This window comes from Pedobacter sp. NJ-S-72, assembly GCF_053890575.1.
In genome coordinates this window covers 5503324-5522159 of sequence record NZ_CM132681.1, presented here as the reverse complement: position 1 = coordinate 5522159, position 18836 = coordinate 5503324, and the positions used below count along the sequence as shown (strand labels likewise).

The 18836-nt window shown below is 39.6% G+C and carries 25 protein-coding genes and 2 pseudogenes; 8 read left to right on the top strand and 19 right to left on the bottom strand.

Annotation, left to right across the window (positions count from 1 at the left end):
* Nucleotides 1-9: 9 nt before the first annotated feature.
* Both ACWYN3_RS36245 and ACWYN3_RS36240 read left to right on the top strand, forming a co-directional pair.
* Entirely contained in the window at nt 10-411 is a 402-nt protein-coding gene (locus ACWYN3_RS36245) for a hypothetical protein (RefSeq protein ID WP_456218522.1), read from the top strand.
* Nucleotides 395-862, top strand: a complete 468-nt coding sequence (locus ACWYN3_RS36240; protein ID WP_456218521.1) for a hypothetical protein — start codon at nt 395-397, stop codon at nt 860-862. The genes ACWYN3_RS36245 and ACWYN3_RS36240 overlap by 17 nt, the downstream gene beginning before the upstream one ends.
* 26 nt (nt 863-888) lie before the next feature.
* Here ACWYN3_RS36240 and trxA read toward each other — a convergent pair whose 3' ends face one another.
* The 4 genes from trxA to ACWYN3_RS36220 form a co-directional block, all read right to left on the bottom strand.
* On the bottom strand, nt 889-1188 hold the full coding sequence (gene trxA / locus ACWYN3_RS36235) for a thioredoxin (RefSeq protein ID WP_456218520.1): 300 nt from the start codon (nt 1186-1188) through the stop codon (nt 889-891).
* Between the two features lie 115 nt (nt 1189-1303).
* Nucleotides 1304-1771 carry a DinB family protein gene (locus ACWYN3_RS36230; protein WP_456218519.1) on the bottom strand — a complete coding sequence of 156 codons (468 nt, stop codon included), beginning with the start codon at nt 1769-1771 and terminating at the stop codon, nt 1304-1306.
* Nucleotides 1772-1850: 79 nt separating this feature from the next.
* The gene (locus tag ACWYN3_RS36225) at nt 1851-2840 is read right to left on the bottom strand and encodes an MFS transporter (protein WP_456218518.1); all 990 of its coding nucleotides are present in this window, start codon (nt 2838-2840) and stop codon (nt 1851-1853) included.
* 110 nt (nt 2841-2950) lie between these two features.
* The gene (locus ACWYN3_RS36220) at nt 2951-3460 is read right to left on the bottom strand and encodes a DNA-deoxyinosine glycosylase (protein ID WP_456218517.1); all 510 of its coding nucleotides are present in this window, start codon (nt 3458-3460) and stop codon (nt 2951-2953) included.
* 260 nt (nt 3461-3720) lie between these two features.
* Here ACWYN3_RS36220 and ACWYN3_RS36215 point away from each other — a divergent pair, with 260 nt between their 5' ends.
* Complete coding sequence (locus ACWYN3_RS36215) at nt 3721-4101, top strand: S1-like domain-containing RNA-binding protein (protein ID WP_456218516.1); 381 nt, start codon at nt 3721-3723, stop codon at nt 4099-4101.
* Nucleotides 4095-4556, top strand: a complete 462-nt coding sequence (locus ACWYN3_RS36210) for a hypothetical protein (protein ID WP_456218515.1) — start codon at nt 4095-4097, stop codon at nt 4554-4556. The genes ACWYN3_RS36215 and ACWYN3_RS36210 overlap by 7 nt, the downstream gene beginning before the upstream one ends.
* A gap of 69 nt (nt 4557-4625) precedes the next feature.
* Here the strand turns inward: ACWYN3_RS36210 and ACWYN3_RS36205 are convergent, their stop codons facing one another.
* On the bottom strand, nt 4626-5477 hold the full coding sequence (locus tag ACWYN3_RS36205) for a YXWGXW repeat-containing protein (RefSeq protein ID WP_456218514.1): 852 nt from the start codon (nt 5475-5477) through the stop codon (nt 4626-4628).
* A gap of 67 nt (nt 5478-5544) precedes the next feature.
* Nucleotides 5545-6033 carry a GNAT family N-acetyltransferase gene (locus ACWYN3_RS36200; protein WP_456218513.1) on the bottom strand — a complete coding sequence of 163 codons (489 nt, stop codon included), beginning with the start codon at nt 6031-6033 and terminating at the stop codon, nt 5545-5547.
* A gap of 126 nt (nt 6034-6159) precedes the next feature.
* On the opposite strand from ACWYN3_RS36200, the gene ACWYN3_RS36195 reads away from it, so the two are divergent.
* Nucleotides 6160-6750, top strand: coding sequence for a hypothetical protein (locus tag ACWYN3_RS36195; RefSeq protein WP_456218512.1), 591 nt, complete (start codon nt 6160-6162; stop codon nt 6748-6750).
* 95 nt (nt 6751-6845) lie between these two features.
* Here ACWYN3_RS36195 and ACWYN3_RS36190 read toward each other — a convergent pair whose 3' ends face one another.
* The 11 genes and pseudogenes from ACWYN3_RS36190 to ACWYN3_RS36140 all read right to left on the bottom strand — a co-directional run bounded on the left by ACWYN3_RS36190 (nt 6846) and on the right by ACWYN3_RS36140 (nt 14600).
* Nucleotides 6846-7553, bottom strand: a complete 708-nt coding sequence (locus ACWYN3_RS36190) for a DUF3050 domain-containing protein (protein ID WP_456218511.1) — start codon at nt 7551-7553, stop codon at nt 6846-6848.
* A 137-nt stretch (nt 7554-7690) separates the two neighbouring features.
* Nucleotides 7691-8659 carry an NAD(P)H-quinone oxidoreductase gene (locus ACWYN3_RS36185; protein ID WP_456218510.1) on the bottom strand — a complete coding sequence of 323 codons (969 nt, stop codon included), beginning with the start codon at nt 8657-8659 and terminating at the stop codon, nt 7691-7693.
* Nucleotides 8647-8886 carry an AcvB/VirJ family lysyl-phosphatidylglycerol hydrolase gene (locus tag ACWYN3_RS36180; RefSeq protein WP_456218509.1) on the bottom strand — a complete coding sequence of 80 codons (240 nt, stop codon included), beginning with the start codon at nt 8884-8886 and terminating at the stop codon, nt 8647-8649. The genes ACWYN3_RS36185 and ACWYN3_RS36180 overlap by 13 nt, the downstream gene beginning before the upstream one ends.
* Complete coding sequence (locus ACWYN3_RS36175; protein ID WP_456218508.1) at nt 8852-9343, bottom strand: AcvB/VirJ family lysyl-phosphatidylglycerol hydrolase; 492 nt, start codon at nt 9341-9343, stop codon at nt 8852-8854. The genes ACWYN3_RS36180 and ACWYN3_RS36175 overlap by 35 nt, the downstream gene beginning before the upstream one ends.
* Before the next feature lie 188 nt (nt 9344-9531).
* Nucleotides 9532-9789, bottom strand: a complete 258-nt coding sequence (locus ACWYN3_RS36170) for a hypothetical protein (protein ID WP_456218507.1) — start codon at nt 9787-9789, stop codon at nt 9532-9534.
* Nucleotides 9790-9863: 74 nt separating this feature from the next.
* Nucleotides 9864-10094, bottom strand: coding sequence for a DUF763 domain-containing protein (locus ACWYN3_RS36165; protein ID WP_456218506.1), 231 nt, complete (start codon nt 10092-10094; stop codon nt 9864-9866).
* On the bottom strand, nt 10060-10254 hold the full coding sequence (locus ACWYN3_RS36160) for a DUF763 domain-containing protein (RefSeq protein ID WP_456218505.1): 195 nt from the start codon (nt 10252-10254) through the stop codon (nt 10060-10062). The genes ACWYN3_RS36165 and ACWYN3_RS36160 overlap by 35 nt, the downstream gene beginning before the upstream one ends.
* Before the next feature lie 105 nt (nt 10255-10359).
* Nucleotides 10360-10779, bottom strand: coding sequence for an HAD family hydrolase (locus ACWYN3_RS36155; RefSeq protein ID WP_456218504.1), 420 nt, complete (start codon nt 10777-10779; stop codon nt 10360-10362).
* 125 nt (nt 10780-10904) lie between these two features.
* Nucleotides 10905-11923, bottom strand: a pseudogene (locus ACWYN3_RS36150) (cytochrome d ubiquinol oxidase subunit II).
* 3 nt (nt 11924-11926) lie between these two features.
* A pseudogene (locus ACWYN3_RS36145) lies at nt 11927-13254 on the bottom strand (cytochrome ubiquinol oxidase subunit I).
* A gap of 80 nt (nt 13255-13334) precedes the next feature.
* Nucleotides 13335-14600 (bottom strand): NAD(P)/FAD-dependent oxidoreductase, encoded by a 1266-nt coding sequence (locus ACWYN3_RS36140; RefSeq protein ID WP_456218503.1) that lies wholly within the window; start codon nt 14598-14600, stop codon nt 13335-13337.
* A 300-nt stretch (nt 14601-14900) separates the two neighbouring features.
* Here ACWYN3_RS36140 and ACWYN3_RS36135 point away from each other — a divergent pair, with 300 nt between their 5' ends.
* The 3 genes from ACWYN3_RS36135 to ACWYN3_RS36125 all read left to right on the top strand — a co-directional run bounded on the left by ACWYN3_RS36135 (nt 14901) and on the right by ACWYN3_RS36125 (nt 17105).
* The gene (locus ACWYN3_RS36135; RefSeq protein ID WP_456218502.1) at nt 14901-15410 is read left to right on the top strand and encodes a putative Ig domain-containing protein; all 510 of its coding nucleotides are present in this window, start codon (nt 14901-14903) and stop codon (nt 15408-15410) included.
* Entirely contained in the window at nt 15367-16500 is a 1134-nt protein-coding gene (locus tag ACWYN3_RS36130; RefSeq protein WP_456218501.1) for a glycoside hydrolase family 27 protein, read from the top strand. Before ACWYN3_RS36135 ends, ACWYN3_RS36130 begins: the two co-directional genes overlap by 44 nt.
* Before the next feature lie 95 nt (nt 16501-16595).
* Nucleotides 16596-17105, top strand: coding sequence for a hypothetical protein (locus ACWYN3_RS36125; protein ID WP_456218500.1), 510 nt, complete (start codon nt 16596-16598; stop codon nt 17103-17105).
* A 33-nt stretch (nt 17106-17138) separates the two neighbouring features.
* On the opposite strand, the gene ACWYN3_RS36120 is transcribed toward ACWYN3_RS36125, so the two are convergent.
* The gene (locus ACWYN3_RS36120; RefSeq protein WP_456218499.1) at nt 17139-17831 is read right to left on the bottom strand and encodes a hypothetical protein; all 693 of its coding nucleotides are present in this window, start codon (nt 17829-17831) and stop codon (nt 17139-17141) included.
* A gap of 160 nt (nt 17832-17991) precedes the next feature.
* A complete protein-coding gene (locus ACWYN3_RS36115) occupies nt 17992-18816 on the bottom strand; it encodes an alpha-L-rhamnosidase-related protein (RefSeq protein WP_456223277.1) in 825 nt (274 codons plus the stop codon).
* Nucleotides 18817-18836 lie beyond the last annotated feature (20 nt).

Below are 18836 nucleotides of genomic sequence, written 5' to 3'. Positions count from 1 at the left end.
AACTTTAATATGAACACAAGACATATTCTTCTCTTTCTTTTGTTCCCATTGCTGATTTGCTCCTGTAAAAAAGTTACAGACAAGATCTCGTTTGACAAACCTAAACGTGAATATGATCTTGCTGTAGAAGGAGGAATAAACACTTTAACACAAACACAAATTATACGACTGACTAAACCCTCTTTGACGCCTGACGGCAAGCCTTCTGCTATTTCAAAAGCTACCGTCACTGTAAATGACGGTAAAAAAGATATTGTTTTTAAAGAGTCTGCTACTATCCCCGGGGTTTATTCTAGCTCAAATGAGCCTAAAATCCCTAATTACAATTATGCTTATACACTAACGATCCGATACAACAATAACATATACGGCAGTAGATACTTTAAGACAGGTAGTGAATATTGCAGATGACTTTTTACCATTCAAGATCAAAAAAAATGAAAGTGGGGTTTACGAAGGCACCATTCCCAAACATACATTTGGCTATCTTAATCCTAATAAATGGTGGATAAGTTATCCTGGTGTTCCAGCATGGAATCCATCAAGATTTGATGTAACGGAGACACAATCGCTATATTTCAGCTATACACATTTCTTAGGCTCTCCGAACTCTTTATATCCGCTTAATAATCTTAAACGTACTTTCTCTTTAAAGGGCAACGACGAAATTACTATTTATAAATTCTCCCTTTCCAAAGAATATGCGAAATACCTTTATGGTGTTTTTCTGGAAACAGACTGGAACGGGCTTTTTTCAAGTGTGCCGGTAAATGTCAATGGGAATATATCAGGAAATGCACAAGGATACTTCTATGTTTCTGACATAGACTTTCAAAAGTATAAAGTAAATGTGCTTAAATAATCAGCTCCGGATTTTTAGAGAAATGATTATCCCAGGTGTCTTTCGATAATCCCCTGTAACTGATTTGCAGGAATTACTCCAGACTGACGCCATTTGATTTCTCCGTTTCTAAACAGAATTAAGGTGGGTACACCCTGAATTTGATATTTACTGGAAACTGCCGGGTTTTTATCTACGTCAACCTTTAAAATTGTGGCCTTGTCACCAAGCATCCCTTTCAGTTGTTGTAAAATCGGAGCCATCATTTTACAAGGGCCACACCATTCTGCGGAAAAATCTACTAAGACGGGTTTATCGGATTGAATTAATTCTGCGAAGTTTGCCATAACCGTAAATTTAAGAAAAAAGAAGCGGGGATCCCACTTTCGCAGTATCCCCGCCATCTAAATTAACGCTCTCAAGTATATAGACGCTAATTATTTAATATTATTATGTACGGCCTTAAATATTTTTTAAGATTATTCTTTTAAGGGCCATAATATAACCTAAATGCAGTCCTTCATGGAAGGAAAGAAACGTTACAGCATCATCAACGCTATTTAAATCAACGCCGTAACGGGTAGTCCATCCTTTATAGTTCTCAAATATCTGATTATGATAATCTATTTTGAACTGATCAAGCGTAGAGATCAATAAGGTTTTAATATGCGCAATGTCCTCTTCAGAAACGATACCATTGGGCTTAGTGCCTCCTGTATAGCTCAGGTAAAATTCTTTATCAACAAAAGTTTCCAGTCCTGCTCTTAAATAACAAATACCTTGCTGGGCGGCAACAAGATGCGCCAGATTCCAGATAATATTATTGTTAAACCCTTCTGGTATTTCATTTAATTGGGCAGCTGATAATCCACTGATACTTTCAATAGAGTGCGCTCTGACTTGTTTGACGTTATTAATGATGTGGTCCATATCTATTTTTAAATTTTCTCAGGTGTAACTGCAATCAACTTCTGATATCTAAAGAACATTTGTGAAATTGGTATCAGCATTAATCCGGAATACCAAAAATAACAAATGCTATCCGCAAACCAAAAGCATGTGCCAGGTAGCCTATAATTGGTGGACCCAGCAACATCCCGGTAATCGTATATGTGGCAATAATAGAAATTGCCATTCCCGGCGAATATTTACTGGAAGCTCCTGCTAAGGCATAAGACATTGGCACTACAGCTGCTGTACCAAAACCAACCAGGGAAAAGCCAATCATTGCAGTCCAGAATTGCGGGAATATAATTGCCAGCGAAATTCCACAAACAATGAAGAGTGAACTCATTAAGTAAGTAGCAGGCATTCCTATCTTTGCAATGATCAGGTCAGACAAGAATCTTGATGCAGCCATAAAGGTCATAAAGATCAAATATCCATAAGTGAATATCTTCACATGCAGTACTTCCTGAAAGTAAATGCCACTCCAGTCAAACATCCCTCCTTCGCATATCGCGGCAAAGAAAACGACAAGACCAAGATACAAAATGTATGGGTCCGGCTTACCTACAATGATCTTATTGCCGCTTTCAGATCTGTCTCCTTTTAACAGGAACTGATAAGAATAACAGGTGATCAGCAAACTAATGATGGCTACCAGGAGTAAGTGTACATGCAGTGAAACATTATAAGTCAAAAGCAGGGTAGAAAATGCAACACCTGCAATCCCTCCGGTACTCCAGAAACCATGGAAAGAACCAATGATTTTCTTTTCGAATTGCTTTTGCAAGGTAATCGCCTGTGTATTTACTGAAATATTAAAAATACGGGTCGTAAAAGCAAACAGAACTACAGCAACAACCAGACTAAAGACATTCTGCGTAAATCCGATCATCGCTAATGCAACAGCATTCAGACCATACCCAACAGCAAGAGGAACACGGCTGTTATACCTGGAGACCAGCCATCCTGAGATTGGCAAACCGATTAAAGAACCGATAGGCAAAGCCAGTAAAATTGTCCCTAACTCAGCCTCATTAAAATTAAAGGCCATTTTGATGGTTGGTATCCTTGAGATGCCCAGGTCGCAAAGCTGAAACCAGACATAAAGAAAAAAGTACTAAGAAATATCCTGTGTTTGTTTTTAGTGATTGTATCATTCATTTATGATACAAATATAAGAAGCTGTTTCCATTGCTCTAGTTTTTGCTGAAATGTTTTTGTGGCATTTGCACCGCTTGGTGAGGGTAATAAATGATAGTTTTTATCCTCACTTTTTTTCACATGCCTGAGATAAAGCTGTTCTGCTTTTCTACTATCAAAAAATATCTCTGTGATAGTTGGATACTGTTTGTAAAAGGCTTGAAAGTCATTCACTACTTCATTCTTTATATTAGTATCCAGGCTACCTTCACAGGTACAGGATTCCAGTACATCCCATAAAGCAATTCCATGTCGGAGCAGAAAGCTTTTCCGGGCTTCATAATCGGATTCAACCGGCTGGTTAAAAATGGAATATATCAATTTCCAGAAATGATTACCTGAATGTCCATAGTATTGCTGAAGACTCAAAGACCGGTCTCCTGGCATCGTTCCCAATAACAGGATTTTACAATTTTGATCGACAATTGGTGGAAAGGCCATTTTTACGGGAGGAATAATTAGTTTACCCATTCTTATAATCTGTTTAAATTTAGATGATAAAATTGTTTATAGATTAATTTTAAGCGAGACAAGTCCTATTTATTTCTGGTAGCCTTCCTACCTGAAATGAATAGGACGAAGTTGCAGCTAAAAAGAAGCATAAACAAATTACCAGATGAATTTTAAACAGGCTCTTATACTTTGATATAATATAACACGCAAGCCAGAAAGATGTTCTCATATTCTTGCTGATATTGCTACCTTTGCAGATTGAATATTAAGAAATACCAATGATACAGATAGGACAATACAACGAGTTGAGAATTACAAATAAGACAGAATCAGGATTAATACTGTCTGATGGCGATAAAGAAGCGCTATTGCCTTATAACCATGTCCCTAAGGATGCGGAAATTGGAGATAATATCAACGTGTTTGTTTACATGCATAAAGACGGAAAACTTCATGCAACCACACAGAAACCTCTGGCTTGTGTAGGCGATTTTGCTTACCTGACTGTTGTTGAAGATGGTGAGAATGGTGTTTTCATGGACATTGGCATTGATAAAGATGTATATGTACCTGAAAAGGAACAAAAACGCCCGATGTTTAAGGGTGATAAACATGTAGTTTATGTTTTTTTCTTGATGACAGCAATGACCGTATGGTAGCTTCATCCAGATTAACCAACTATGTAGAAGAAGAAGAAATTAATTTTGAAGAAGGTGATGAGGTAAGCTTATTAATAGCTGACCGCAGTGATCTTGGTTATAATGCTATTGTTGATAATAAGTATATAGGATTATTATATCAGAATGAATTATTTGATCAGCTAAACCCTGGAGAAATCAGAAAAGGGTGGATTAAAAAGGTTAGAGTAGAAGGAAAGATTGACTTGAGTTTACAACCTATGGGTTATGGTCATATTCTCGATACTAAAGAAGTCCTGATTAAGATGCTTGAAGAAAACCAGGGTCTGATCGCTTTAGGTGATAAAAGTTCACCAGAAGAGGTTTATGACCTATTGAAGATTAGTAAGAAAGCTTTTAAGAAAACAACTGGTGCACTATATAAAGAGCGTTTGATTACGATCGGTGATCATGAGATCAGGTTGTTATCTGAGTAACGTCTTTTAGCTGAATAAAACACCAAAAAAGCGGCTGTTTCCAAAAGGAACAGCCGCTTTTTTGGTGTTTTATGATCTGCGCTCGTTTTCTGCTCTGTGAGGATTAGCATGAGGTCGGGGCTGAATACGGTTTTGTTCTTGCGCATTATGCGCCTTCCTGTTAATACCAGGATGCCACGGCTGAGAGACTTTACCTCCATTACCCTGACGTTCATCAAACCTGTTTCTATTCACTCTATCCATTGCGGAATTTGCCGGTTTACCATGATTTACATTGGCAAACTGATTACGGTTCTGACCCGCTGATTGATGATGGGTTAACTGAGATGAAGTTGGCTGTATATGCTCTTCGCTCATTGCATGGCGCTCTTGTTCTCCCGGTTGCACATTTACACCACCCCGGCCATTAAAACTTGTACGGTTATTATTAACGGTATTGTTATTAATTACTGTCTTGTTTACATAGGTATTATGGATAACAGTAGTGTTTACATTAGTAATAGCTGTATTATATCTGTATGCTCCCCTCTCCCATCTACCGCCATAAAAACCTGAACCACCATAGCCATAACCATAATTAATACCACCATAAAAGCCAATATGGCGACCCCAATAACCGGTATGAAAACTATAGATACCACCATCAAACCCCCAGTAAGCCGGAGTCCATAATACGCCAGCACGCGGAGGGTGTACCCATACTCCTGGTACCCAATAATAGCCATCAGTATTGTCATAAGCCCAATAACCTGGAGTCCATAAATAACCTTCAACGGGGCATGGGGGCTGTGCATAAACAGGAAGCGCCGGCGGTGCAATCCTTGCAGATATATTAATTCCTACACTAAGCTGTGCAAATGCAACAGCACTGGCAAAAGTCATTGCTAAAAGCAAAAGACCAATTTTCGCAATCTTCTTCATATGTATGAGTTTTAAATTTCATACTTATAGGAGTTGAATAGTTCAGGATAGTTTAAATTAGAATTTTCTAATGTCTGATTTCATATAGCATCCAGATTGAACATGAATAATGCCCGGTATCGCCAACTGGCTTATCTAACAATTTAAAGCCAAGCTTTTCATAAGCAGAAACTGCGGCTGCGAGTTCTGGCATAGATTCCAGGTAAACATTTTTATAGCCTGATTCTCCGGCTAAAGCGATACATTTTTGCATTAACATTTTCCCCAGACCTTTACCCCTGTGTGCAGGAGCAAGATACATTTTCACGAGTTCGACAGTATCTGCAGGCAGCCCGTTTGAGGGGTAAACCCCTACACCACCAATTACTTCGTCATTTTCAATGGCAACATAATACTTACTGCCGGTTATCCGGAACGATTCGTAAAGATGATTGGTGCTTTCATCAAAATAAGCAGTACCAGGAATGTTAAGACCAAACTCTTCTAAACTTGTTTTTATAATTACAGCCATCGCAGCATTATCTTGTGGCTGGATCTCCCTTATAGTTATGCTCATAGGCCCAATCTAGTAAAAAGATTAAAAAAATAAAACCATTCTTTAAAACAATAGCTATTAGCCCTTGTTATAGTTTATCAGCATAAAAATTAACCATCATTATCAATTATCCCTTATTAATAATTAATGAAGTATCTCTTTATCCTATTCCTTTTATTTGGCTCTGAAAAAATGTTCTCTCAGTCAGCGACTTATAAATTAATCAATAAGGAAGACGGCACCTCAGGCAATATTTCAATCAGAAGAACAGATGATCAGGTAGAAGTAAATGTGCTTGCGAACTGGAATAATAAAGCTGGAACCTACGGGCAGTTTACAGGAAAAGGGATAATAGCTGATAATAAGGCCATCATAAAGACCGACAGGAAATCACAATTATGCCGGGTAAACCTGACTTTTTCAAAAGACTCTCTGGATGCTGATTTTCAGGATTGTGAAAACTACCAGCTTCCAAAGAGTTTCTCTGGCATTTACACCAAAATTGCGGATGATGTAACCGGCGAATATATTGTGACCGCTGATATTTGTTATTTCTACAGTAAACCGGACGAAAAATCAAGAAAAAAGGGTTTTGCTCATACCCCGGAAGTCTTAAATATTGAAGAGCTTTTTGAAGGGAACTGGGGCTTTGCAACCTTTATGTCTGAAGGGAAACAACTCTTTGGCTATGTAAAGTTAACAGACCTGAAATTCAAGAGAACTTATCTCTATGACTAGACAAATAAGTCTTTAAACAGAAAATTATTTATTTCCTGTTATCTCTTTATAAACACCGTTCCAAAGATTGATCCTCTGTTGCAGTGAAGCTACTGTTACCTCTTCTGCAGCTTTTTCCATGCAGCTTCATCATCTCCGCAAAGTTCAGCAGTCATTTCCAATGCAAGATGACTATGGTGATCTCCATCCACCTCAATGTGTCTGTCCAGATAATATTTAATTAAAGATAACTGATCAGGGAATTTTTTGTTCAGGTCACCGACAATAGAGATGAACATATTTGGAATAAGATCTTCTCTGCCAAAAGTAAAGGCCGCAGACTGTAAATGAGATTGTTTACCATCGATTACTTCAAAAGTAAAATCTACAAAAGCGCGTGCTTCTTCTGGTACACCTGCCGCTTCATAAGCAGTCGTCAGAGAATTGGTTTCTTTTAATGTATTGATGAATTTATGGATCGGAGCAGTATCAGCACCGCATTGAGTCATGGCTTCCAGATACATTTCATAATGACTTTTACGGATACCCGCTCCGTCTGCATCAGATTCTTCACCTGCAACGATTTCGTTGATCAAATATCTTGTATTTGCGTTTCCTACCGGAAACCACGGAGTAGTGGTACAGGTTAATCCGATTTGTAAAGATTTAAGCAGGGACATGAAATCCCATACCGCATAAACGTGGTATTGCATAAAAACTTTAAGATCATCCAGGTTATTGATTACCGAATAAACTTTGTGATTGATAATCTCATGCCTTAATGGTTCGATTACCTTTTGAATTCGTGTGATGTGGTGATTCATTTTTCTTTTATTTGGTTAAAATCAGATAAGCAAATCTATCTTAATCAATTGGTTTTTTATGTCCGTTAATTCTCTTTTTTTAAACACTTGTGAAAAATATTACCTTCCAACAAAGGATTTAGAATTTATTACCAGTACTATCCTACTTTCAAGATAATTTTACCGATATGTGTACTGCTTTCCAATAAGCGCTGTGCATCAGCTGCCTGCGCTAAAGGGAACACTTTGTAAACAATTGGCCTGATCTTTCCTGCTGCAATTAACGGCCAGATTGTCTGTTCAATTTCTGTTGCCAGAATGGCTTTAAAATCATCTGTTCTGGGTTTCAGCATACTTCCGGTAATCAGAATCCTTTTAGTCATCATTTGCAAAATATCAATCTCTGATTTAGATCCATTCATAGCATTAATGAAAGTAATACGTCCATCAGGATTCAGAATATCCATATTTTTTAAGGTATTTTCTCCCCCTATCATATCTAAAATCACGTCGATACCGATCGGTTTAAGTACTGCCACAAAATCCTCTGTTTTATAATTAACAGCTCTTGTTGCACCTAGTTCTTCACAGAACCTGCACTTTTCTTCTGTACCTGCGGTTGCATAAGCTTTACCCCCCATAGCCACTATCATTTGTATCGCAGTTACTCCTATTCCGCTTGTTCCGCCATGAATAAGGAAGTTCTCACCTGCTTTAAAACCTGCATCTTTGAACACATTAGACCATATTGTAAAAATAGTTTCTGGTAAAGATGCGGCCTCTTCAAAGGATAATCCACCCGGTACAGGAAGACATAGTCTTTCATCTACAGCTCTGTACCGGGCATATCCGCCGCCAGCAATTAATGCACATACACGATCACCCGTTTTCCAGCGCTTCACATCGGGGCCTATAGCTTCAACTGTTCCAGAAATCTCCAGTCCGGGGATCTCTCTTACGGTATCAGTTCCATAAGGATTACTTTGTCTGGAAATCACATCACTCCGGTTCAGTCCCGCAGCATGCACTTTAATCAGAACTTCGTTTCCCCGGGGTACAGGCGTTTCAATTTGTTCTAATTTAAGAACCTCAGGCCCACCTTTTTCTGTAATTACTATAGCATCCATAATCCGTGTTCTCTAAAAAATTGATTTCTTCTTAATCCGCGTAATGCTTTAAAGATCTCCTGATGGGAGTTTACATCATAATGATGGTCACCCGGTAAAATCTTTAGTGTAAAATTTTTCTTTTGTAGTTTCTCCATCGGCCGGGGATCTTCCTTTTCTCCGTAAAAACAGAAAACAGGGACGTTTACCGCCTCAATTTCGGGGCTGTACTTTATATTGCCGGTCATCACCAGCAATGTTCAGCAGATCGGAGGTATGTACCTTAAAATCTGAGGTAGAATAAGGGGACATCAGCTCCAGTGCAACGACTTTACTTTTCATCGCTTCTGGTAAGCGGTTATAGATAAAAGGAACTACATCTGCACCAAAAGAGTAACCTGCTAAATAGATCACCCTCGTTTTATAAAGCGTAGCATATTTATAGATCAGTAATGCGATATCATCTGCCGTTTGCTGTGGCGTTTTACCACTCCAGAAATAACTTCTGGAATTGAAACCGATTGTATGGAAACCCTTTTGCGCAAAACCAGTGGAGAGCTGATCTTCAAAATCAAGCCACCCCCCATCGCCCGATAAAAGAATAAGTAATCTTTTAGAGGATGGAATAGCACTCGGATAGTTTATAACCGGGAGGTTAAAATCATCAGTTTCAACACCATGATGATTTGTAGCTCTGGTCTTCATCAGGATTCCGCAGCCAGAAAAAAAGAAAAAAAAAAAATAAGGCATAAACCTCGTTGCCAATAATTCATTATAGCTTCAAAATATTATAAATTGGGTGTATAGGATATATTTTTGACAACAATCCCACCTTAAAGTTTAATGGTCATCAGAAATTAACCCCGATTCGCTTAAAGATAAAAGATTAAAGTCTAAAAAAGGTCTAATTGATGTCCTTTAGGTGGTTTTGCATCCCCAAAAACAGTTTTCCCACCATACTTCCAGGAGTTATTCCTTTCTTCTGCAACAAGTTCATCAAAATTATTATTTGGTATAAAATCTTCTTCTGCCTGCCGGGAGAATTCTCCAAGTTTTTGAATGGCCTGCAATTTATCTGATTGTCCTATCTTAGCTTTATTGATTGCGCCGGTCAAAACAGCGATTGTTTCATCATAAACTTTCAGGGGCACAGGAAAAGGATGCCCATCCTTGCCACCATGAGCAAATGAGAAACGCGCGCGGGTCTTTAAACCTGGAAGGTGTACTATACTAAATAAATCACTTCACTAACCAGTGCCATGGATTGCAGCGTCCTTGGCCCCATCCCCTGAAGTAAAAGTAATTCTTCAAAATCTGAGGGTTGCTTTTCATGTGTAAGCCATAACATAGCGCCGAGACGTTTTAGATCTACATCCTTAGCTTTAACATCATGATGTCTGGGCAGAATCAGTTGCTGAACTTCAGCGATCATCCGCGAAGGATGCTCTTTGGTCATGGACAGCATAGATTTGCGGGCAAGGTTTGCTGTAGTGGCTACCATATTCAGCAATAATAGCTTCTGTAATAGCCAGTCCAAGACGTGACATTCTTTCAGCGAGCCATTTTGGAATATGGCCATAGTGGAGCGGCAAATCTGCTGTATCTGACCTTTTCATCTGTTCAATTATCCGAACTTAAATTGATCAATTCTTACCCAATGCATTCCGGCAGCTTCGGCAGCTTGTGTCCCGGGATTTCCATCTTCAAATACCAGGCATTTCTTAGGATCTACGCCGTTCTGCTGCTTTCAGAAATGGATCTGCAAAAGGCTTGCCTCTTGGCGTTTCCCCTGCGCAAACTAATACTTCTACGTACTCGCTCACTCCGATCGTATCCAATGTATGTTGTACCGCTCTGCGGTCCCCACCAGAAACTACTGCAATACGCACCCGGCCAGCATTAGCTTTTAAATGGTCTGTTACATAAGTAATAGGCAATGCTTTACTGATATAGTCTTCAAAATAAAGCTTAGCTTTTCTGGCAGTGAATTCCGCAGGGTCCATATCTGCCTGATAGCGGAGGTTTAACTCTTCGACCACATTGAAAATTGGCCAGCCCGCCAGTTCATCTATAATTGCCGGGTCCATATCCACATTGTATTGTTTAGCTATGGCTACATAAGTTTCTGTATGTGCAGGCATATTATCTGCCAGTGTACCATCACAGTCGTATAAAAATGCTTCGTAATCTCCCTCTGTTAATTTGCTGAGTCTTGCAAAATTAGTCTCTCCATAAAATAATATTTAGAGCCTGTTTAAACAGGCAATTAATGTGTTTCTGCACTCCCTTTTTTCTGCTGAAAACTATAAATCAGGTAAACCAGTGCGGGAATAATGAAAATACTGCCAATCAGCAGTGCATAGCCTAAAGTTTCTATCGTTTTAAACTGCCCCTGATGGGTCAGCAGAGAAAGGTTGTCCCCTCCTTTAAGCAGTATAATATCTGGAAAATGGCTGTATGTAGCTGCGAAAAGAATCATTGTTACCTGGAAACCTGCCAGCAGACGCAGTATAACTGGCTTATTTCTGTTCAGTAAAACAAAGGTAATGACCAATGAAATAGTAGCCATAATCAGGGCGATAATACCCGGAACATCACTAAAAATCCAGTTTAATAACGGAATCCCTTCCGAATGAGCAGCTAAGAACACCAATCCGCCTGCTGCCATAACCACAAAGATTGTACGTCTTGCTTTACGGGTAAAAAGCTGTCTGTCCTGCTCATCTTCTGCCTCCCAATGATAAATACAGTAGCCAGATAGGCACAAATAGTTATGGTGAATAGTCCAACGCTTACGGAGAACCAGCTTAACCAGCTTAAAATATAAGCCGAAACAAAGTCCTGCGCGTGTAAATCTATCTGTCCTGAAACTGCACTTGCAGCAATTATCCCTAAAAAGAAAGGGGTAACTGCGCTTGAAATAACAAATATCGGAGTATAAACTTTCTGCATATCGTCTTTTACGGCATCGTAATTTCTGAAAACAAAAGCGGTCCCTCTGGCAATAATCCCCATCAGCATACAGACCAGTGGGATATGCAGATAAATGGAAACGGTGGTATATATCTTCGGGAAACCAACAAAGAGGATAACGATCACAATAATCAGCCACATGTGATTAGCTTCCCAAACGGGGCCAATGGCTTCATACATTTTCTTACGCATCCTTGGTCTGTTAGCCCTGGAAGTAAACAATTCTATAATTCCGGCACCAAAATCAGCCCCTCCCAATAAGATATATAACAGAATGGCAGTCCACAGGAAAATTATTACGACGTATACCATATGCTATTTTGTGTTTTTATCGGATGAAGAATCATAAAGTTTGTCGACCATGGTGATCTGGCGGAATAATAGCAGACTCACAATAATGGCCAGTGAAATATAAACAGCTGTAAAAAGATAAAAGGAGTAAGCAATTCCCGGCATTGGTGTAACAGCATCTGCTGTACGCATCACTCCATAGATAATCCATGGCTGACGGCCCACTTCGGTCACTGTCCATCCTGCCTCGAGTGCAAGGAATCCCATAGGAGTCGCAATAACAAATAGTTTAAGCATCCATTTACTCTCTGCCCAGTTTTTCTTTTTCAGCAGGGCGATGAAATAAACTACAGCTAAGCCCAGCATGGCCATCCCTAAACCAACCATAATCTGGAAAGCATAATGGACAACTGCAACTGGTGGCTGATCTTTTTTAGCGAACTGATCCAGCCCTTTAACTTCTGCATTAAATCACCGGTAGCCATAAAACTCAGAGCTTTAGGTATTTTCAATGCATATTTTACTGTTTTAGAAGCTGTATCAGGAATTCCTCCGATGATTAGCCCCGCACCTTTTTCAGTATGAAAATGGGCTTCCATCGCGGCAAGTTTAACGGGTTGGCGTTGTGCGACATCCTTAGCAGAAATATCCCCGCTAATGGGTTGAAGACAAGCAGCGACCGTACCAAAGATCGCTGCAATCTGAAATGCTTTACGGTGAAAGTTTACATTTTTACCTTTTAAAATCATCATGGCATGGACTCCGGCTACAGCAAAACCTGTAGAGACGAAAGCCGCAACACACATATGCAATGCCTGCGAAAACCATGCTTCGTTAAACATGGCTTTCATCGGATCTATATTGAGGTATTGTCCGTTTACAAAGTCAAAACCTGAAGGACTGTTCATCCAGGCATTAGCTGCAACAACGAGAATCCCTGATAGCAATCCGCTGATTCCTACAATTACTCCTGTAAACCAGTGAAACCAGGGATGAAAGCGATTCCATCCGTACAAGTAAAAACCAAGGGCTATTGCCTCAATAAAAAATGCTGTCCCTTCCAATGAAAACGGCATCCCGAAAATCGGGCCTGCATGTTCCATAAATTTAGGCCAGAGCAGTCCGAGTTCAAAAGACAATACAGTTCCTGAAACTGCACCCGTGGCGAAGAAAATTGCAACCCCTTTGCTCCATGCTTTAGTGACATCGAGGTATACTGTTTTTTTCCTTTTTAACCAAAGATAATGGGCGGTACACATAAAGAATGGCATGACCATTCCGATACAGGAGAAAACGATGTGGAAGCCTAGTGAAAAGGCCATTTGGAGTCGTGCGGCTAAGAAATCATCCATAAAAACAAATGTATGATTTATGGCTTATGAAGCCATAAATCAGCTGGTCTAAATTGCCTTATAATTGTAATATTACGCGGTTATAACTTCTTGCTTGCAGGTCTGACGATCATCAAAGACTGGTCCTTTGTAAAGTAAGCAATCATCCAGTTATACAATGTTTTGATCCTGTTCCCGGAGTTAATCAGCGAGATCAGATGGATAAATAACCACATCACCCAGGCTATAAATCCATGAAAGAACATTTTAGGCTTTGGCAGTTCAGTGACAGCCTTATTTCTTCCAATAATGGCCATTGTTCCTTTGTCTACATAGCTGAAAGGTTTTGGGATTTGGTTTTCTGCTATCCGGATCAGATTCTTGCCCAGGTTATCCCCTTGTTGAAGTGCCACCTGTGCTAACTGCGGATGGCCTTGCGGGAAACCTGGATCTGTCAACTGGATACAGGTATCTCCTATGGCATAAATATCCTCTAGTCCCTGGACTTTATTCAATTCATCAACCTGTAGTCTTTTACCCTTTCCATAAGCTTCTTTCGGCATTCCTTTGAAGACGATTGCAGTGACTCCGGCAGCCCAGATCATACTTTTAGCCGCAATGGTAGTTCCATCAGCGAAATGAACGGTATCATCTACGAAATCTTTGACCATCACATTGAGTTTTATTTTCACTCCCATTTTTGTCAGGGTATCATAGGTATACTGCTGTGATTTTTCACTCATTGGTGCCAGGACTGATTTCAGTCCGTCCACAAGATAAATTTCACCGCCGCCTCCTTTTAATTCAGGGTAATCTTTAGAAAGAATTGTTCTTTTCATTTCAGCAAACATCCCCGAGATCTCCACGCCTGTAGGGCCACCTCCGGCAACGACTACAGTCAGAAGCTTTTTACGCTCTGCGGGATCTGTTGAACGGGAAGCTTCTTCTAACCTCTCTAATAAGGTATTCCGCATTTGGAGCGCATCAGAAACGGTCTTCATTGGGATAGCATGTTTTTCGACATTCTCCATTCCAAAGTAATTGGTCTCACAGCCTGTGGCAAAGACCAGGTAATCGTAACTGACAGGACCTGTAGAAAGCACTACTTTCTTTTGTTCTGGTAAAACTTCTTCAAGCTCTCCTAACCTGAACATAAAGTTTCGCTTACCCCTGAAAAGCTTACGGAACGGATAAGTAATATTAGAAGTTTCCAGATAACCCGTGGCTACCTGATAAAGCAGCGGAGGGAAAAAATTATAATTATTTTTATCTACAAGAGTTATATCAAATGATTCATTACCGGCTAACTTTTTAGCAAGGTTCACACCTGCAAATCCACCACCTATAATGACTACTTTTTTCGGCATATGATTGAGATTTAAAATATTAAAGAGCTGTTCAAATTGATCTTCTACTAGCCTTAAAACAGCAATAAACGTGCTATGTTTTAAAAAACAGAATAATATTTTGTGTGGTAGAGCCTGTTTAAATTTAGATGATAAAATTGTTTATAGCTTATTTTTAAGCGAAACAAGTCCGATTTGTTTCTGGTAGCCTTCCTACCTGAAATGAATAGGACGAAGCTGCAGCTAAAAAGAAGCATAAACAAATTATCAGATGAATTTTAAACAGTCTTAGAGGTCAAATAAATCTGTAACTTGACAACTATGAAAAGAATATTCCTGTTGTTATTTATCCTTTCTATGAATGGCAGTTTTACAGTTTATGCACAATCGACTTTCAGAAGGACGCCATCATCTTTAAAAGCAGCATCACCGTCAGAAAATGAAAAGCCTCAGATCAATAGTCCTGATTTTTTTGGAACCCGGACAGGGAAAGAATTCTTCTATCAATTACCTGTTAGCGGGCAACGGCCGATGAGGTTTGAAGCTGGAAATTTACCTGAGAGTCTTATTTTGGACAGAGTGACGGGAATTATTTCTGGAAAACTGAAAAAAACAGGTGAATATAAGGTCAGGATCTTCGTTCAGAATGGAAAAGGTAATGCCACTAAAGATTTAACATTTGTAGCAGGAGATAAACTGGCTTTAACCCCACCAATGGGTTGGAGCAGTTGGTATAGTTATGGTCGAAAGGTCAAAGAAGAGGATATTTTAGTAACAGCAAAATTGGATGAAGCAATATGGTTTGGATCAATATGGATGGAGTATTCTTGAAATTGATGATCCCTGGACAAATCAACCCGGCGAAAAAGATGCGGTATGGTCAGCATTCAAAACCAAATCAGAGAATAAGGTTTATGAATACCATGAAGGCCCGGGAAACCTGACAGACAGAATCGGCCCAACACGCGATAAAAACGGAGTTCTTTTACCAAATAAGTATTTCAAAAACATTGCTAAAACAGTCAAAGACATTCATTTCTTAGGTTTTAAGGTTGGTATTTACAGTTCACCAGGCCCATTGACTTGTGGGGGTGTTGCCGGGAGTTATCAGCATGAGATACAGGATGCAGCATACTTTGCTAAAACAGGCTTTGATTATCTGAAATATGATTGGTGCAGTTACGGCATTTTTGCGAAAGACAATTCTTTGGGGGAACTGCAAAAACCATACAAATTAATGGGGGCAGCTTTGAAGAATCAGTCCCGTGATATTATCTTCTCGCTATGTCAATATGGAATGGGTGATGTCTGGAAATGGGGATATGAAACGGATGGGCAGTTATGGAGAACTGGTGATGATGTCAGGGATAACTGGAAATCTGTTTATCATGCTTTTAAAATGCTGGCAGATAAAAGCGCTTATGTACAACCTGGCAGATGGAATGATCCTGATATTTTACAAATTGGTGCTGTAGGTGCCGAAAGCCGCGAAGGTAATAGTAATCATCTGAATGGTCAGGAGCAGCAGACTTTAATGAGTATGTGGTGTTTGTTAAGTGCGCCTTTGTTAATAGGAGCAAATATTGAACATATGGACCCGTTTACCCTGTCACTTTTAACAAATAACGAAGTGATTGCGATTAATCAGGATGCACTGGGTAAAGCCGCGGGTTTGCAACATACGCTGGATAATAAAGTAGAGGTTTGGAGTAAAGATCTATATGGTGGCGGATTTACAGTTGGTCTTTTAAATCCTACAGATCAGGAGCAGGATACAAATTTCTCTTTTGCCTTGATTGGGAAAAATGGAAAATACAAAGTACGGGATCTATGGAAGAAAAAAGATCTGGGCAGGGGGCTTCAGAAAATCAGCTCAAAGATTCCTCCACACGGGATTTTATTGCTGAATCTAAAAGACTAAGAGCCTGATGAATAAAAACAGGTCACCTTTTCCTTTCTTATATTCGCGGACAATTTTGTTAAGTTTACAAAACTATTCAGTTTAAAAAAAAAAAAATGAGCAGCAAAGATCAGAGTTCAGCAAGTGTTTTAACGTTCCAAAAAGGCAAGTATGTATTTACTGACCACTTAGAAGAGGTACATCCCGAAGGCGCAAGCGTTCCTTTTATTACTGCAAAAGCAATCCTGATCACAGCCAATGATGGTTCAATAAAGGGTGACATTGCAACCGTAAAAATGAGCGATCTGATTTTGAAACAATCAACTTTCATAGATGATGACGGAAAGGTGCTTGAAGCGCATAAACTATATGTTTGGCCCCGCAACCTTGGCAGTACTAAAGAGTGGACTGCAAATAAACTGGAATTTCTGAATGAATTTGTGCTGAACTTTCCTATTGAAATAATTTCTTTAGACGAGTCAAACGGGGTAACCTGGAAATATATAACACCTGAGAATTTCAAAAAGACTCCGGAAGGCATTGAGACTTCTCCGGGCTTCCAGGAATATTTGGAACATCAAAGCGAATACTTCTTTTTACGCCGCCCACTGAAAGAACCGAAATAAAGCAGGCCCCTTGACGGGGCCTGTTTTATTTATTTAGTTGATTCTGATTAGTCTCAGGTAATCGAGCATAGCCTGATTAATTTCACCATTCATATTTTCGTTCCAGTCTTCAAATGAAAGATTGAACTCATGTTCTCCCTTTTTCAGTTGCACTGAATTGACATTACTGAAACCCCAGTCAGACCATTCTTCTTTTCCACGTTGAGGGAATATGAAAGTCCCGGCAAATAAGCCATCAACTTTAAATGTCCTTACTGCACTGCATTTATTCTCTGTATTTGTTGGGCCATTTCCATTTGCATATCTGAAATCGACTGCATAGGTACCTGTCTCCGCAATATTAACCTTAATAGTTACATTTTTATTTTTCGTTTTACTGATCTCGATAAATCCATCTGCTGCTGAGCCCTGATAAGGAAGGTTCGATTTTGGTGCAAACTTTTTCATCTCAACGAGTTGTATTTCTCCAGCTTCGCCAATCAGTACCGGCTCGCTTGCAAATGAAGGCACTCCATTTTTATCAATTGCAATCACCTGGTATTCTCCGCTAAGTTTAGCTGCATAATTCAGGCCGGCAGATTTAACGATTTCTTTTCCGTTGCGGATCACACTATAAGTTTGCGCCCCTTCTACCTTCTCCCAGCTAATCCATGTATTCTCCTTCTTGATTAACGGTGCAACAACAGAGACATAATCTTCAGACTGGCCAATCTTACCCTTTTTCAATTGATTATCAGCCAATACAATATCAACCGTATGTTTTCCTTTAAGTTTGCAGGGATCATCGCCTGTGGCAAAGGCTTACCATCAAGAGTAATCGATTTAATTATATTTCCATATCCGCTCAGCTTGATATCCATTACAGCTTTACGATATTTAAAATTAGTCAGTGTACGTTCCCCTCTAAAACCTCAGGAATAAACGGTTTGAATACCAATCCGTTTGCCTGCATATCCATACCAAATAACACCTTATAAACCAAGCTTATATTTCCGGCAAGGCTCCATAACATATTACTTGAATTGACCTGTGTTCCGGCAAAATCGCCAGAAGTAGAAACGAAATTCTCTTTATTGGTCAAAAACAAAGCTGCAGGGCGATAAATTGCGCTCATGCTCTGGATAAGAGCCTCAGCGTTCCCGGTTTTTGCTGCAGCAAGCGACCAGTAGGCCTGTACAAAAGGCCATACGGCGTTATTATGATAAGGAGGGATATTTGGAATCTGCGGATAGATGCACGGAATACCAAAATTAGTTACCGGTGTCTTTGCAACCACAGATTGTTGTCTGTCCTGATCAGCAATATCAAATAACACTGTCAATGCTTCTCCTAATGCTTCGGAGCGGGGAGACAGTATTTTAAATTGTCTGCCATACAGATATTGACCGTAATAACCTTTTTCCGGCATCCATAAATGCGTATTAATTCCCTCTTTGATCTGTTTAGCAATCCCGGCATACTTTGTAGCAGCTGCCTGATCTTTCATCAGTACAGCCATTTGAGCAAGTACATTATTTGTCTGATAATGGACTGCATTAGTCCCTAAATTTTCAGAAGCGTAGATATCAGCAGATTGCATCCATTTAGGATAAGTCTGATCTCTCCAGTCTAAAAATGATGACTCACCTCTAACCAAACCAGTTTGAGGATCATATACATTTTTCAGATCATCCTCTACAGAATTCTTAATGATCGCATATGCTTTACTCAGCCATGCCTGATCCCCCGTAG

Coding starts and splice junctions, on each gene's coding strand:
- ACWYN3_RS36245 (WP_456218522.1), top strand. CDS start 10: ATGAACACAAGACATATTCTTCTCTTTCTTTTGTTCCCATTGCTGATT.
- trxA (WP_456218520.1), bottom strand. CDS start 1,188: ATGGCAAACTTCGCAGAATTAATTCAATCCGATAAACCCGTCTTAGTA.
- ACWYN3_RS36230 (WP_456218519.1), bottom strand. CDS start 1,771: ATGGACCACATCATTAATAACGTCAAACAAGTCAGAGCGCACTCTATT.
- ACWYN3_RS36225 (WP_456218518.1), bottom strand. CDS start 2,840: ATGGCCTTTAATTTTAATGAGGCTGAGTTAGGGACAATTTTACTGGCT.
- ACWYN3_RS36220 (WP_456218517.1), bottom strand. CDS start 3,460: ATGGGTAAACTAATTATTCCTCCCGTAAAAATGGCCTTTCCACCAATT.
- ACWYN3_RS36215 (WP_456218516.1), top strand. CDS start 3,721: ATGATACAGATAGGACAATACAACGAGTTGAGAATTACAAATAAGACA.
- ACWYN3_RS36210 (WP_456218515.1), top strand. CDS start 4,095: ATGGTAGCTTCATCCAGATTAACCAACTATGTAGAAGAAGAAGAAATT.
- ACWYN3_RS36205 (WP_456218514.1), bottom strand. CDS start 5,477: ATGAAGAAGATTGCGAAAATTGGTCTTTTGCTTTTAGCAATGACTTTT.
- ACWYN3_RS36200 (WP_456218513.1), bottom strand. CDS start 6,033: ATGAGCATAACTATAAGGGAGATCCAGCCACAAGATAATGCTGCGATG.
- ACWYN3_RS36195 (WP_456218512.1), top strand. CDS start 6,160: ATGAAGTATCTCTTTATCCTATTCCTTTTATTTGGCTCTGAAAAAATG.
- ACWYN3_RS36190 (WP_456218511.1), bottom strand. CDS start 7,553: ATGAATCACCACATCACACGAATTCAAAAGGTAATCGAACCATTAAGG.
- ACWYN3_RS36185 (WP_456218510.1), bottom strand. CDS start 8,659: ATGGATGCTATAGTAATTACAGAAAAAGGTGGGCCTGAGGTTCTTAAA.
- ACWYN3_RS36180 (WP_456218509.1), bottom strand. CDS start 8,886: ATGACCGGCAATATAAAGTACAGCCCCGAAATTGAGGCGGTAAACGTC.
- ACWYN3_RS36175 (WP_456218508.1), bottom strand. CDS start 9,343: ATGAAGACCAGAGCTACAAATCATCATGGTGTTGAAACTGATGATTTT.
- ACWYN3_RS36165 (WP_456218506.1), bottom strand. CDS start 10,094: ATGACCAAAGAGCATCCTTCGCGGATGATCGCTGAAGTTCAGCAACTG.
- ACWYN3_RS36160 (WP_456218505.1), bottom strand. CDS start 10,254: ATGAAAAGGTCAGATACAGCAGATTTGCCGCTCCACTATGGCCATATT.
- ACWYN3_RS36155 (WP_456218504.1), bottom strand. CDS start 10,779: ATGCCTGCACATACAGAAACTTATGTAGCCATAGCTAAACAATACAAT.
- ACWYN3_RS36140 (WP_456218503.1), bottom strand. CDS start 14,600: ATGCCGAAAAAAGTAGTCATTATAGGTGGTGGATTTGCAGGTGTGAAC.
- ACWYN3_RS36135 (WP_456218502.1), top strand. CDS start 14,901: ATGAAAAGAATATTCCTGTTGTTATTTATCCTTTCTATGAATGGCAGT.
- ACWYN3_RS36130 (WP_456218501.1), top strand. CDS start 15,367: ATGAAGCAATATGGTTTGGATCAATATGGATGGAGTATTCTTGAAATT.
- ACWYN3_RS36125 (WP_456218500.1), top strand. CDS start 16,596: ATGAGCAGCAAAGATCAGAGTTCAGCAAGTGTTTTAACGTTCCAAAAA.